This is a genomic window from Burkholderia sp. Nafp2/4-1b, assembly GCF_003635165.1.
GTDB lineage: Bacteria > Pseudomonadota > Gammaproteobacteria > Burkholderiales > Burkholderiaceae > Burkholderia.
In genome coordinates, this window is sequence record NZ_ML058624.1 from 102,101 (window position 1) to 115,879 (window position 13,779).

General features: G+C 67.7%; 9 protein-coding genes. All 9 read right to left on the reverse strand.

Features of this window, described 5'->3' with window-relative positions; genetic code table 11:
* Nucleotides 1-146 precede the first annotated feature (146 nt).
* The 9 genes from C7H84_RS30430 to C7H84_RS30470 all read right to left on the reverse strand — a co-directional run bounded on the left by C7H84_RS30430 (nucleotide 147) and on the right by C7H84_RS30470 (nucleotide 13,431).
* Nucleotides 147-359, reverse strand: a complete 213-nt coding sequence (locus tag C7H84_RS30430; protein WP_121862270.1) for a hypothetical protein — start codon at nucleotides 357-359, stop codon at nucleotides 147-149.
* 152 nt (nucleotides 360-511) lie between these two features.
* Entirely contained in the window at nucleotides 512-3,094 is a 2,583-nt protein-coding gene (locus C7H84_RS30435; protein ID WP_121862271.1) for an EAL domain-containing protein, read from the reverse strand.
* A 64-nt stretch (nucleotides 3,095-3,158) separates the two neighbouring features.
* Nucleotides 3,159-6,845: a hybrid sensor histidine kinase/response regulator gene (locus C7H84_RS30440; protein WP_121862272.1), complete on the reverse strand. Its 3,687-nt coding sequence runs from the start codon at nucleotides 6,843-6,845 to the stop codon at nucleotides 3,159-3,161.
* A 46-nt stretch (nucleotides 6,846-6,891) separates the two neighbouring features.
* Nucleotides 6,892-8,097, reverse strand: coding sequence for an ABC transporter substrate-binding protein (locus C7H84_RS30445; RefSeq protein WP_121862273.1), 1,206 nt, complete (start codon nucleotides 8,095-8,097; stop codon nucleotides 6,892-6,894).
* A 552-nt stretch (nucleotides 8,098-8,649) separates the two neighbouring features.
* Complete coding sequence (locus tag C7H84_RS30450) at nucleotides 8,650-9,087, reverse strand: hypothetical protein (RefSeq protein ID WP_121862274.1); 438 nt, start codon at nucleotides 9,085-9,087, stop codon at nucleotides 8,650-8,652.
* A gap of 203 nt (nucleotides 9,088-9,290) precedes the next feature.
* Nucleotides 9,291-10,214, reverse strand: coding sequence for an ABC transporter permease (locus C7H84_RS30455; protein ID WP_121862275.1), 924 nt, complete (start codon nucleotides 10,212-10,214; stop codon nucleotides 9,291-9,293).
* Complete coding sequence (locus C7H84_RS30460; protein ID WP_121862276.1) at nucleotides 10,214-11,086, reverse strand: sugar ABC transporter permease; 873 nt, start codon at nucleotides 11,084-11,086, stop codon at nucleotides 10,214-10,216. Before C7H84_RS30460 ends, C7H84_RS30455 begins: the two co-directional genes overlap by 1 nt.
* 49 nt (nucleotides 11,087-11,135) lie before the next feature.
* On the reverse strand, nucleotides 11,136-12,215 hold the full coding sequence (locus C7H84_RS30465) for an ABC transporter ATP-binding protein (RefSeq protein ID WP_121862277.1): 1,080 nt from the start codon (nucleotides 12,213-12,215) through the stop codon (nucleotides 11,136-11,138).
* Between the two features lie 49 nt (nucleotides 12,216-12,264).
* The gene (locus C7H84_RS30470) at nucleotides 12,265-13,431 is read right to left on the reverse strand and encodes an extracellular solute-binding protein (protein ID WP_121862278.1); all 1,167 of its coding nucleotides are present in this window, start codon (nucleotides 13,429-13,431) and stop codon (nucleotides 12,265-12,267) included.
* Nucleotides 13,432-13,779: the final 348 nt, after the last annotated feature.

The following is a 13,779-nucleotide window of genomic DNA, read 5'->3' on the forward strand; positions in this document are numbered from 1 at the left end:
GAGCGGCGGTGGAAGCGGTGTTCAGGCGACGCGCGACCGGATGCGGTGTGCGCGGGTGCGCGATGCGCGCCGCCGGCACCTACCGGCCATAGGCCATCGGTCGCGCGTCGGCGGGAATCAACGGGGCATCAGCGAGGGGGCGAGACTCAGTAAGCGGACATCTCGACGCAAGGATCGACCTTGGACGGCGAGCAGATGACCGAGTACTTGGCGCTTTCGCGCATCAGCGCTTCGCCTTCGTGCAGCGCGATCTTGATCTCGGGGTGACGCTCGTACGCGAGGAACGCGGAGCAGACGACCGCGGACATCACGACCACGGAAAACACAAATTTCTCAAGGGATTGGAAACGTTCGGGCATGGTTCGACCTTTCTTCTAGGCCGCCATTATAACCAAGAATAAGGGTTTTCCCTATAACGTGGCCGGCATGCCGAAAATCAGTATGGTCGTACCCCTTTCGCGTGCCGCCTCCTCCCCTTCGCCCCGCTCCGCTCCCTTCGCCGTGCCGTCGCTCACACGCGGCTACGTGGTTCCGGCACGTCGATGGACCGCAACGGCGACCGATGCGCGCCGAGGCGGCCGGCCCCGATGCCGATCCCGTTATGCAGCGAATCGTGCTCGAAGCGCTGGAACGACTCGACGATGTGCTTGCGCAGCAGTGCGACGTCCCACGGCTTGACCAGCACCTTCTGCACGGAGCCGTCGCCGGGCGCACTGGCGATCGATTGGCTCTCGGCGTAACCCGACAACAGGATGCGCACGATGTCCGGGTACAGCACCTTGACGCGCTGCAACAGGTCGAGCCCCGACACGCTCGGCATCCGGAAATCGGACACGATCACGCCGACGCGATGCCGTGCGAGCAGCTCGAGCGCCTCGTCAGGATCGGCGGTCGCGAGAATCTCGTAGCCGTCGCGGCCCAGCGCCTGCTTGAGCATCTGCAGGATCTCGCGATCGTCGTCCACCAGCAGCAGTGTCCGGTGCAACAGCTCGCGCTGCCGGCAGTGCTCGGGCAGCTCCGAGCCGGCCGACAGCATGTCGGTAATTTCGTCGCCGGTGACCGGATGGCTGAAGTAGTAGCCCTGCATCGCATGGCAGCGATGCCGGTTCAGGAACGACAGCTGCGCTTCGGTTTCGACGCCTTCGGCCACCGTCTCCATGTGCAGCGACTCCGCCATCGCAATGATGGAGCGCGTCAGCGACGCACCTTCGGCACTGGTGGTGACGTCGCTGAGGAACGACCGGTCGATCTTGACGACATCGATCGGCAAGTCCTTCAGGTACGACAGGCTCGAATAGCCGGTGCCGAAATCGTCCAGCGACAGCACGACGCCGAGCGCCTTCAGTTCGCGCAGCGTGTGCGCGATCGCGTTGCAGTCCTCCATGAGCACGCTTTCGGTCAGCTCGAGTTCGAGCGACGCCGGTTCGAGCCCGGTCTCCTGAAGCGTGCGGCGCACCATGTCGGCCACATCCTGCTGCCGGAACTGGCGCGCGGACAGGTTGACCGCGATGCGGATCGGCGGATGGCCGTCCCGGCGCCACGCGACGGCCTGCGCGCACGCGGTGCGCAACACCCACTCGCCGATCGGCAAGATGAGCCCGGTTTCCTCGGCGATCGGAATGAAGCGGTCGGGCGGAATGATTCCGATTCCCGGGCGCCGCCAGCGAATCAGCGCCTCGACCCCGCTGATCTGGCCGGTCTTCAGGTCCACCTTCGGCTGGTAGTACAACTCGAGTTCGTCGTTGGCGACCGCCTGATGCAGCGCGGACTCGAGGATGGCGTGCTCCTCGACGCGCGCGCCCAGCTCACGCGTATAGAAGCTGTAGCAGTTGCGCCCGTGTTCCTTCGCGCAATACAGCGCGGCGTCGGCCGTCTTCAGCAGCGTCTCCGCGTCCGTGCCGTCGGTCGGGCAGAGGCTGACGCCGACGCTGGTCGTCACGTGGAGGTCGTGCGGGGCGAGCACGAATGGCGCGATGAAGGTGTCGAGGATCTTGCGCGCGATCGCGTCCGCGTCCGCCGGCGTCGACAGGTTGACCAGCATGACGACGAACTCGTCGCCGCCGAGCCGCGCGACGGTATCGCCGTCGCGCACGGAGCTTTTCAGGCGCGCGGCGACGACCCGCAGCAGCGCGTCGCCGACCGAGTGGCCGAAGCTGTCGTTGATGTGCTTGAAGCGATCGAGGTCGAGCACCATCACCGCGACCAGCTGCCCCGTGCGCCGCGCCTGCGACATCGCCTGGTCCATCCGGTCGCTGAGCAGGTTGCGGTTCGGCAGGCCGGTCAGCGCATCGTGGTTGGCCAGGTATTCGATGCGCCCCTGCTGCATCTTGCGTTCGGTGATGTCCTGCACGATGCCGCGCAGGATGATCGCGTGGTTCGGGTCGCGTCCGGACTCCGCCTGATGCAGCACGTGACGCTCGGTGCCGTCCGGGTGGATCAGCCGATGCTCGAGCGAGAACGCGACACCTTCGGTGCGCAGGCTCGTGTACGACTGCACGAGCAACGGCTGCTCGTCGGCCGGCACGGCCTGCACGAGGCGATCGAACGTCGGCGGCGTATGCGCGGCATCGAGCCCGAGGATCCGGTACAGCTCCGGCGACCAGTAGCCGTCGCTCCGGCCGGCCTGGTACTCCCAGTTGCCGAGGTGCGCGAGCGCCTGCGCATGGGTCAGGCCGACTTCGGTGGTCGCGAGCCTTTCGACGGCCGCGGCAGCGCGCAGCAGATAACGGATCCGGTAGCCGAGCAGCTTCCATCGCATCGGCTTCGATACGAAATCGGTCGCGCCGGCGTCGAACGCACGGGTGATCGATTCGTCGTCGTCGTTGCCCGTGAGCATGACGATCGGCACGCGGCGGCCTTCCGGCAACGCGCGGATCCTGCGACAACAGTCGAAGCCGTCGCCGCCAGGCATTTCGACGTCGAGCAGCACGACGGCGGGACGCTGACGCAGGAACGCGGCGATGCCCTCCTCCGGCCCGGTCGCTTCCTCGACGCGAAAGCCTTCAGGCTCGAGCGTTTCCACGACCAGCAGGCGCGTCATCGCGTCGTCATCGATGATCAGAATTGCCGGCACATCGGCATTGTCCGGGTTCACGACTGTCCTCCTGTGTGCGCCGCCGGTCGCTTGTCGAGGCGATCGGCCGGCGAATGTTCAAACCTCAACCGTCGACCCGCTCCGCGAGCAGCGCCGCCTGCGCGTGCCCGAAGGCCGCGTCCGTGCCGGCGACGAGCGGCTCCGCCGTACTCACGTCGCCGGCCCGCGCGAGCCGCTCGATTTCGCGGCAACGGGCCGACAGCAGGTGCGCGCCCACGTTCGCGCTGCTCGATTTCAGCGTATGGGCCGCGAGTTTCAGCGCATCGGCGTCGCCCGCGTCGACGGCCGCGTGCAGGTCGCGGATCAGGCGCGGTGCATCGAGCGTGAACTGATCGATGACCCGGGTCAGCACGTCGGGGCGGCCGGGCCGCTGGAGCGCGCGCAACGCATCGAGCGCCTTTTGGTCGATCACGTCCGCGTCGTCGTCCGGAGTCGCGTCCATCACCTCGCCTGCATCGGGAGTCGTTTCGATTTCGCGTTGGCTCGCCGCTTCGTCGCGACCGGCGGACGGCGCGCACGCGTTGCCGCGAACATGGCGCGCGAGCGCCTGTAGCAGCACGTCGCGGCGGAACGGCTTCGCGAGGTAGTCATCCATGCCGGCGGCCAGACAGCGCTCGCGGTCGCCGCTCAGCGCGTTGGCCGTCAACGCGATGACCGGCACGCGCGGCGAACCGGCTTCGGTTTCGCGCTGGCGCAGCCGCCGCGTCGCCTCGAAACCGTCCAGCCGCGGCATCTGGCAGTCCATCAGCACCACTTCGAATGCATCGCGCGCGAGCCGTTCCAGTGCCTGTTCGCCGTCGTCGGCCACCGCGACCTCGTAATCGGTGTCCTCCAGCATCGCCAGCGCGATCTGCTGGTTGACCGCGTTGTCCTCGACAAGCAGCACCCGCGCGGCGATCCCATCGAGCGGACGGTCGTCGGCCGGCGTCGCGCCATCGAGGCTGTCGGCACCCGGGGCGGCCGGCGGCATCACATGCATCGCCGACGCGATCGCCGCATGAAGATCGGCACCGTGCAGCGGTTTCGTCAGCCGCGCGGCGATGTCCAGCTCGCGCGCGACCTGCACGCTGTCCATCATTTCGAACGCGGTCAGGGTGATGATCCTGAGCGCACGCAGCGACGGATCGTGGCGGATGTGCTGCACGAGCGAGATGCCGTCCATCCCCGGCATCCGCACGTCGACGATCGCGAGGTCGAACGGTGCGTGGTCGGCGACGGCGGCCCGCAACTGTGCGAGCGCGTCGTCGCCGCCAATCGCCGTGGCGACGCACAGTTGCCATTCGATCGCGTGTTCGAGCAGTACGCTGCGATCGGTCTCGCTGTCGTCCACGATCAGCACCTTCAGTCCGGCGAGCGACGGCCGGGCCGCCGCCGCGACGCCGACCACCCCGGACGCCGGCTCGAACCGCGTCGTCACGGTAAACACCGAGCCCTTGCCGGGCGTCGATTCGAGCGTGAGCGTGCCGCCCATCATTTCGGCCAGCTGGCGGGAAATCACGAGCCCGAGCCCCGTTCCGCCGTACTTGCGCGCAGTCGAGCTGTCGGCCTGCTGGAACGGCCGGAACAACTGCGCGGATACGTCGGGCGGGATGCCGATTCCGCTGTCGGCGATCGCGAACACGATGCGACCGTCATCCGCATACGTTGCCTTCAATTCGACGTGCCCGTGTTCGGTGAACTTGATCGCGTTGCCGAGCAGATTCGTCAGGATCTGCCGCAGCCGGACCGGGTCGCCGCGCATCCATTCGGGCACGGAGTCGGCGCGGTTGTAAACCAGCGCGAGTTCCTTGCGTTGTGCGTTGGCCTCCATCAGCGCGACGACGTCGTCGAGCAGTTGATGCAGGTTGAAATCGATCCGCTCGAGCGTCAGCTTGCCCGCCTCGATCTTCGAGAAGTCGAGAATGTCGTCGATGATGACGAGCAGCGTCTGGCCCGAGCGATACACGGTGTCGACGAACTTGCGCTGCTTCGACGTCAGTCGCGTGCGCTGCAGCAGTTCGGTCATGCCGAGCACGCCGTTCATCGGCGTGCGGATCTCGTGGCTCATCCGGGCGAGAAACTCGGATTTCGCCGAATTCGCGGCTTCGGCCGTCGCGATCGCTGCCTGCAGGTCGATGTCGCGGCGCTCGATCTCGTCGAGCATCACGTTGAAGCCGGCGATCAGCGCCGCGACTTCGTCGTTGCCCCGATGCGACATGCGCAGCGACAGGTCGCTGCCGTTGCGAATGCGCGCCATCGTGCGCGTGAGCGCCGACAGCGGCTGCGCGATCGACGTGCCGAGGCGATGGCTGACCATGAAGCCGCCGATCGCGAGCACGAACGCCGCGCCGACGATCATCAGGAACGCGCTTGCCACCGCGCGATACACGTCCGACACGATGCCGCGCTGCTGCAGGTCGACCCGCACGGCCTCCTGTTCGGTGTAGGCGGCGAGGCGATTGGCCGTCGTGTCGACATCCGCGACGATGCTCTGCATGGCGATATCGTTGGACAGCATGTTCGCCTTCACCGCGAAGATCCGGTGCGCGGCATCGCGCAACTCGGTTGCGAGCGCGGCGACAGCGGCTGCGTGGGTCGCGGCGGCCGGCCCCGCCGCGACGAGTGCATCGCGCAGTGCGTTCGCGGAGGCGTGCAGCGTCGCGATATTCTTCCGCAATTCGTCGTCGCCGCGCTGGGCACGGTCGGGGCTTTCGCTTTGCGCGACCATGCGCAGGTGGAACGCCACGGCATCGATGTCGCCGTGCACGACCGCCGACAGCGCCGCAATCCGCGCGGCCCGCTGCCGGAATGCGATCGCATCGTCGAGGCGCTGCCGTGCGTCGACGATGCGCAACGCGAACGGATCGGCGATCTCGGCAAGCTTCCCGTCCAGCGCATCAAGCGCGTGCAGGGTCCGCTCCGCCTGCGCACGGTAGCGCGGCGCGATGGACGGCTGCGCGAACATGCCGGCGCGCAGCGCGACAAGACCGTCGTTGCCGTCGAGGACGTCGGCGGACACACGAGCGAGCGCGTCCGTCACGCCCTTGGCCGCGGCGGCATCGAGATGCGGCGCGGCAATCGCAAGCGCGTTGCGCGCGCCGTCGACGGACGCCTGCATGCGCTCGCGCAGCGGCGCGAGCCGGTAGCGGTTCGGCGCGACGTCGACGCGGCCGGCCGTGGCGATGATGTCCTTGACGTTCATGCGAACCTCGTCGAGCGCATGAATCGTCCGGTTGTAGACGGTATGGGCGTCGAGCGCGCCGCTCACGGCGGCATCCGCATCGCTGTCCAGCCGCTCGACCTGCTTGCCGATCTCGCCCAGCAGCACATCGCCTTGCGCATGCACGCGTTCGATCAGCCGGCGTTCGGCGACGAGCTGCGCGTTGCCGCGCAACCGTTTTTCGACGCCCTCGTTCATCGACCCGAGCATCGTTCGCAGGTCGGCGGACGGCGCGTCGATGCCCTGCCTGTCGATCGCGCGCACGGCCTGCGTGACGCGCGCGATCCGCTGCAATTGCGTTTCGATCGCGGACGACGCCTGTTCGCGCTCCGACGCGTCCGCCGCGCGCTCGAGCCTGCCGAAATCCACCGCGAGTTCCGCATACGCGCGCTGCAGCTCGTTGCTGTGCACCTGGAGCGGGAGCGATTCCGTCGTCAGCGTGCGCACGCCCGACGCAATGCCGTGCACCGCGATCAGGCTCGTCACGGAAATCGCCACCGCGCCCAGCAGCATGAGGCTGGTGCTGGTGGCGAGCTTCGCCTTGATATCCATGCAGCCCTCCAGGATCGGAATGGCCGGCAGGCGGCCGCCCTGTCTTTTATCTGGCCGGTGCGTCAAGCGCCGTGACACGGCCGTGCGCGATTTCGGTGAGGAACACGTCGCCCAGCGCCTGGTGATCGTCGGCATCCAGGTTGACGACAAGGCCGCCCAGATCGACTTGATGGAGCGATTCGAGCGCGTGCTTCAGGGTCGCCCGCGACGGCGTCGGCCCGGCCCGCTCGAGGCCGATCAGCACGACCTTCGCATCGAGGCAGCCCTCGATGTGAACCACGCCCACGTGCTCGTCCGGAAAGCGCTGCGCGATCAGCCGCACGCAGTCGCGGATCACGGCGCGCGCGTTCTGCGGAAGCGGCACGACCTGCGAGATCAACGTGCCGTCGCCGTCGCTGCCGACGAGACGCAGCAGGTCGTCGGTACCGACGAACGAGACCGCCGCGAGCCGCGCGCCGAGCCCTTCGTGGCGTGCCGTGCGGATGAACGCGGCGACCGGTGTATAGGGGCCGGCCATGATGACGACGTCCGGGTGTCCGTCGAGTACCGCCGCGAGGCCGGTCGCGATCGCTGTCGTGCCGCGGCGGAACGTACCCGTTGCGACGACGTCGAGGCCGTGGCGCCGCAACGCGAGCCGCGTTCCCGCCAGCACCGCGAGCCCGAAGCCGTCGTCCTGGTAGAACACCGCGAAGCGCCTGGCGTGGCCCTGTGTGATCAAGTGGTCGACCAGCGCGCGCGTTTCGTCCTCGTAGCTCGCACGGATGTTGAACACCTCCGGAATGACCGGCCTGCGCAGCGCCATCGCGCCGCTGAACGTGCCGACGAGCGGAATGCCCGTGTCCCGGATCATCGGTAGCACCGCGGTGGTCGTCGGCGTGCCGACGTAGCCGAACAACGCCAGGACGTTGCGCTGCTCGATCATCTCCAGCGTGCCGTCCACGGTCCGGTCGGGTTCGTAGCGATCGTCGGCGACAACGAGGTCGATCCGCCTGCCATGCACGCCGCCCCGCGCGTTGACATCGTCGAACACGGCCTGTGCGCCCACCCGCAGCCCGTGTCCAAGCCCGGCGGAGTCGCCCGACTGGGCGTTGACCATGCCCAGGCGGATCGCGTCGTCGGTGACGCCGGGCTCGGCGGCGACGCCGGCACGGTGGCCACCGATTGCCGCGACGCACGCGACGATGACGAGCGTGCGCCGCCATCCCGTGCATCGCTCTGGCCGGCGGCCGTGATCGCCGCGGTCTGACGCCATCGATCGCGGCGATTCCTCGGGCGTACGGGTATTCCGGCTGCGAACGAAGCACGGGATGCACGTGCGGCCGCTACGGGCACGCACGGACAATGCAGCACACGACCCGGAATCGGAACAAAACCGCGCGACCGACACGCTCTCGTCCATGCTGGGTTCTCCCGTCGGCACCCGGTTCTCGTGATGGGTGGTACGCGTCGCCGCATGCCGCGGCACGGGCGTGGTACGGCACCCAATTAGTCATATATATAGGTGGCATCCCTGCCGACCGCAAGCCGCAGGCGCGGCGCAACGGCTGCCGCGGCGCAACATTGCGCGCCAGCCGTTTCAATCCGGTTGTCAATGCATCGTTTTATTGCGGGAACCGGCGCGGTGGAGCCGTCACAGGCGCGGCGGCCGAGCACGCTGCGCGGCCGCGTGGATTTGCTGCGGCGAGACCGGCGTGAGATGGCACGGGGCAAGCGCGCCTGCGCGGCACGGGCTCGAAACTCGCGTTTGCGTCACCGTGTCGACGGCAGCGGCAGCGGGAACGCCGGCAAGGAAGTCGCCGACGCCTTACTGCGGCGCCGATGCGCCGCTCGCCGCCCTGCCGGGCCACGCGTTGCCGATCTTGTCGATCAGCGACTTGGCGGCGCCGGTCGCGATGGCGGCGTCGACGCCCGAGGTCTGCCACGAGCCGTCGGCGGCCTGCACGAAAGTCAGGCTCGCGTGCGACGGCGCGTAATCGCTGTTGCGCCACGTGACGACGACGTTGCACGCATAGGTGCGTTCGCCGGTCTTTTTGCAGTCGCCGTCGGGCTTCGCCGACACCACGTCGGCCGACACGGGCAGCGGCTGGCCGAACAGCGCGTTCAGGCCGCCGTGGTTTTCCGCTTCGAGCGCGCGGCGCACCGCGGCGTCGACGTCGCTCGAGCCGGGACCGTCGTGAAGCAAGTTGCAGGCGGCCAGTAGCGTGGCGGCACAGCCGAGTGTCAGCAGCGTGGGAAACTTCATGGAACTCCGCGAATCCGGTGAACATCGGGCGGCATGCGGCGGCGCATGATGAACGCAACGCCCGGCCGGTACGCTGCGTAGTCTGCAACGTCCGCGCGTCATTCGCGGTATCCATTTGTAACCAATTGCACCGGAGTTGCACGCGAGTTGCACGCAGGCGCGCCGCGGCGTCATCGCGCTGCCGCCGTCATTCGGCTTGCTGCCTACTGTCGCTCCTCCTTCACGCGGCTGACGAGTTGCGTCGGGCTCACGAACTGCAGCGCGATCACGACCCAGATGAGCGTGATGGCCATGTAGATCATCGCCATCGCATCGATCGACTGCGGCGCGCGCACGCCGGTCGAGAACACCGCGTAATACAGCGCGACGACGAGCGTCTGCGTGCTCGGGCCAGCGGTGAAGAAGGTCAGCTCGAACATGCCGATCGTGCGCACGAGCACGAGCAGCCCCGCCGCGAGCATGCCGGGCACCAGCAGCGGCAGCAGCACGTAGCGGAAATAGCGCCACGTGTTCGCGCCGAAGATGCGCGCGGCGGCTTCGAGGTTCGGGTCGATCTGCTCGATGAACGGCGTCATCACGAGGATCACGAACGGCAGCGCCGGCACGAGGTTCGCGAGGATCACGCCGGACAGCGTGCCCGCGAGCCCGATCTTGTACATCACGGTCGCCATCGGGATCCCGTAGGTGACGGGCGGCACCATCAGCGGCAGCAGGAACACCAGCAGCACGAAGCGCTTGCCGCGAAACGACACGCGCGCGAGCGCATAGGCGGCCGGCACGCCGAGCGCGACCGACAGCAGCACGACAGCGCCGACCACTTCGACCGTCACCCACAGCACGCTCGCGAGCTGGAAGTCTTGCCACGCCTTCGCATACCAGTGCAGCGTGAAGCCCTGCGGCAGCGGCGTGCCGAACCAGCGCGTCGCGATCGAGTTCACCGCGACGGTCGCGATCAGCAGCATCACGTTCAGCAGGAAGAACGCCATCAACCCCCACACGAGCGCCTTCCACGCGCGGCCGGCGAGATTGCCGCGCATCTTCTGCGGCTTCATCGCGTTGACGGGCCGCGCGCCGGGCGGGCTGTGCTTCGGCGGCCACGCCGGCGCGGCATGATTGTCGGTCGCCATCAGCCCTTGCCTCCCGTGACCGGACCGGTATAGAAGAAGCGGCGCGCGCCGAGCATCGACGCGACCACCAGCAGCTGCACGAAGCCCATCACGATCGCGATCGCCGACGCGAGCGAATAGTCGTAGCTCTCGAACGCGGCTTCGGCGGCCGCGATGGAGATCACGCGCGTCGGCCCGGCCGGCGCGCCGAGCAGCACGGCCGACGGAAACACCGAGAACGCCTGCACGAACGACAGGCACGCGGCCATCGTGAGCCCCGGCACGAGCAGCGGCAGGTAGATCTGGCGGAACTGCTGCCACGGGTTCGCGCCGAGCGTGGCCGCGGCACGCGCGAGCGTCGGGTCGATGCCGCTGATGTACGACAGCATCAGCAGGAACGCGAACGGAAAGCCCGACACGATCAGCGACAGCAGCACGCCCCAGTAGTTGTGCGTGAGGCGCACTTCGTCGGTGTACAGATGCAGCCCCTGCAGCGCTTGCGGGAACCAGCCGTTCGGGCCGAAGTACGTGAGCATCCCGTCGGCGACGAGCACCGTGCCGAGCGTGACCGGAATCACCAGCAGCGTCGTGACGAACTTCTGGTACGGCGAGTTGCGGCGCAGCGCGAACGCGACGGGCACCGAAATCCCGACGTTGATCAGCGTCGCGGGCACCGCGAGCTTCAGCGTGACGAGCACGGTCGGCCACATCGCGGTATCGGTGAAGAACTGCACGTAGTTCGCGAGCGCGCCGCCGCCGTTCATCGGCTGGAACGACAGCACGAGGCCGTATGCGAACGGATAGATGAACAGCGCGACGATGAACGCGAGCGCGGGCGTGACGAGCCACGCCTTCGCGTCGCGCGGCGCGCTGCCGGTCGCGAGCGTGCTCATGCGGCCTCCGAGTGGCACACGGCCACGATCGCCGCCTGGCGCCGGCCGCTCATTGCGTGTCTCCCGCATAGACCAGCGTGCGCGCGGGCGCCACGCGCATCCGCAGCCGCTCGCCTTCCGCGAATTCGCCGGCGACCCGCGCCCAGATCGCGCCGAACGGCGTGTTCGCGCGAATCAGCGAATCGCGGCCGCCGTACTCGACGGTTTCGACGGTCGCGTCGAATGCGTTGTCGGCGCCGTCTTCCGCGCGCTCGATGTCGTCGGGGCGCAGCGCGACCAGCACGTCCTTGCCGTCGAAGCCGGCCATCGGCACGCCGGTGATGCGCACGCCGGCGGCGCCGACGTTCACGTAGTCGCCGGCCATCCCTTCGAGCGTGAACGGCAGCACGTTGCGATAGCCCATGAAGCGCGCGACGTGCAGGTTGTGCGGGCGCGTGTACACGTCCTTCGGCGACGCGACCTGCTGCACGACGCCCTCTTTCATCACGACGATCCGGTCGGCCATCGACAGCGCTTCGTCCTGGTCGTGCGTCACGTAGATCGTCGCGCGTTCGAGTTGCGTGTGGATGCGGCGGATCTCGGCGCGCATCTCGATGCGCAGCTTGGTGTCGAGGTTCGACAGCGGCTCGTCCATCAGCACCAGCGGCGGCTCGATGACGATCGCGCGCGCGATCGCGACGCGCTGCTGCTGGCCGCCCGACAACTGCCCGGGCAGCTTGCCTTCGTGGCCGACGAGCTGCACGAGTTCGAGCGCCTGCTGCGCGCGCCGCCGCGTTTCCTGCCTCGACACGCCGCGCATCTTCAGCCCGAAGCCGACGTTCTCGAGCACCGACATGTGCGGAAACAGCGCGTAGTTCTGGAACACCATCCCGAAGCCGCGGTGCTCGGGCGGCAGCACGTCGATGCGCGTGTCGTCGAGCCAGATTCCGCCGCTCGTGAGCGGCTGCAGGCCGGCGATGCAGTTCAGCGCGGTCGACTTGCCGCAGCCCGACGGGCCGAGCAGCGCGATGAACTCGCCGCGCCGGATGTCGAGATCGAGCCCGTCCAGTGCGGCGACCTGCGCGCCCTGCGCATTGGTGAAGCTGCGGCACACGCCGTCGAGCCGCAACCGTTCGAAACTGTGCTTCATTACGCGAACTCCATCGGCACGGGCGCCGTGGCGCCCGCGGGTTCATGCGTCATTTCGATTTTTGCGAACCGATCTCGCGGTCCCACTTCTGGAACGCGGCGACCATCGCCTGCGCGTTGAGCGGCTGTACGTGCGGACGATCGGCGAGCAGCTTCGCGTACTCGGGGCGGCCAAATTTCCTGAGCGCCTCCTGGCTGTGCGCGGGCGCCATCTCGAGCGTCACGCCCTTCACCGCCGGGCCCGGATAGAAGTAGCCGTCGTCGTAGGTCATCGCCTGCTGCGCCGGTTCGAGCAGGAAGTTCATCAGCTTGTACAGCACGTCGAGCTTGTCCTTCGGCACGCCCTTCGGGATCACCATGTAGTGCGCGTCGTTGACCCACGTCATGTTGTCGAACGGCTGGATCCGGAAGTCGGCCGGCACGATGCCGAGCGCGCGCGGGTTGATATCCCAGCCGGTGACGGTCACGGTCATGTCGCGCGTGCCTTCGCCGAGCTCCTTCATCACGGCCGACGTGCCGCCCGGGTAGTACGGCACGCATTCGTTGAGCTGTTTCAGGAATGCCCAGGTCTTGTCCCAGCCGTTGATCGGGTCCTGCGGGTTCTTGTCGCCGAGCACGTACGGCAGCCCCATCAGGAACGTGCGGCCGGGGCCCGAGTTGGCCGGACGCGCGTAGATCAGCTTGTTCGGATGCGCCTTGCACCATGCGAGCAGCTGGTCGGGCGTCTTCGGCGGATCGCTGACCTTGGCCGGGTTGTATTCCAGCAGCGGACCGGCCGGCATGTAGGTCACTTCGATGCCGAAGCCCTGCGCGAGATCCTGCATCTTGCGCGGGCCGGGCGCGTATTTGTCGAGCACGCCGGGGAACGCGCCCGCGTTGTCGGGCAGCAGCTTCAGCCACAGGTTCTGCTCGATGCCGGCGGCGAGTGCGTCGGTGCCGGTCAGCACGAGGTCGATGTCGGAGCGCCCCGCCGCCTGCATCGCCTTGATCTTGCCCGGCAGTTGCGGCGCGGGTGCGTTCGTGAACGTGACGTTCGCGACGAGATTCGGGTTCTTCTCCTTGAACGCCTCGATGGCCTTCTGCGTGAGCTGAAGATTGCCCGCGACGTCGACGACGTTCAGCGATACGGGTGCGGCGACGGCCGCCGCGGCCGACAACGTGAAGCCCAGCGCCAGGGCGATCCGGCGGACGCGCCGCGCGATCGTGGTTGTGTTCATGTCTCCTCGCTTCGGTCGGTGGATGGGACCTTTCTTTCGGGAAATCATGACGGCGTTATACGATGTCGGTCAACAAAAAACCGAGCGGCGCGGGGCGGGAATTTCCCTAACAGAAACCTTCCTGAATGCTCCACTCCCCCAGACGCAAGCGCTCGGTCGGTCGGCGGAATGAGACAAAGGCGGGGTGTTAGGACGTCGTATGTCGACGCGATGCGGAATGAAACCGGTTCATTAGCGCATTGCCAAAGGGCACATGAGGGACGACGGACACCCGAATAAGGTGCCCATCAATGCGCGCCGATGAGCGATTGCTCAACGGCGGCTGATACGAGAACGCTGACTCGGTGC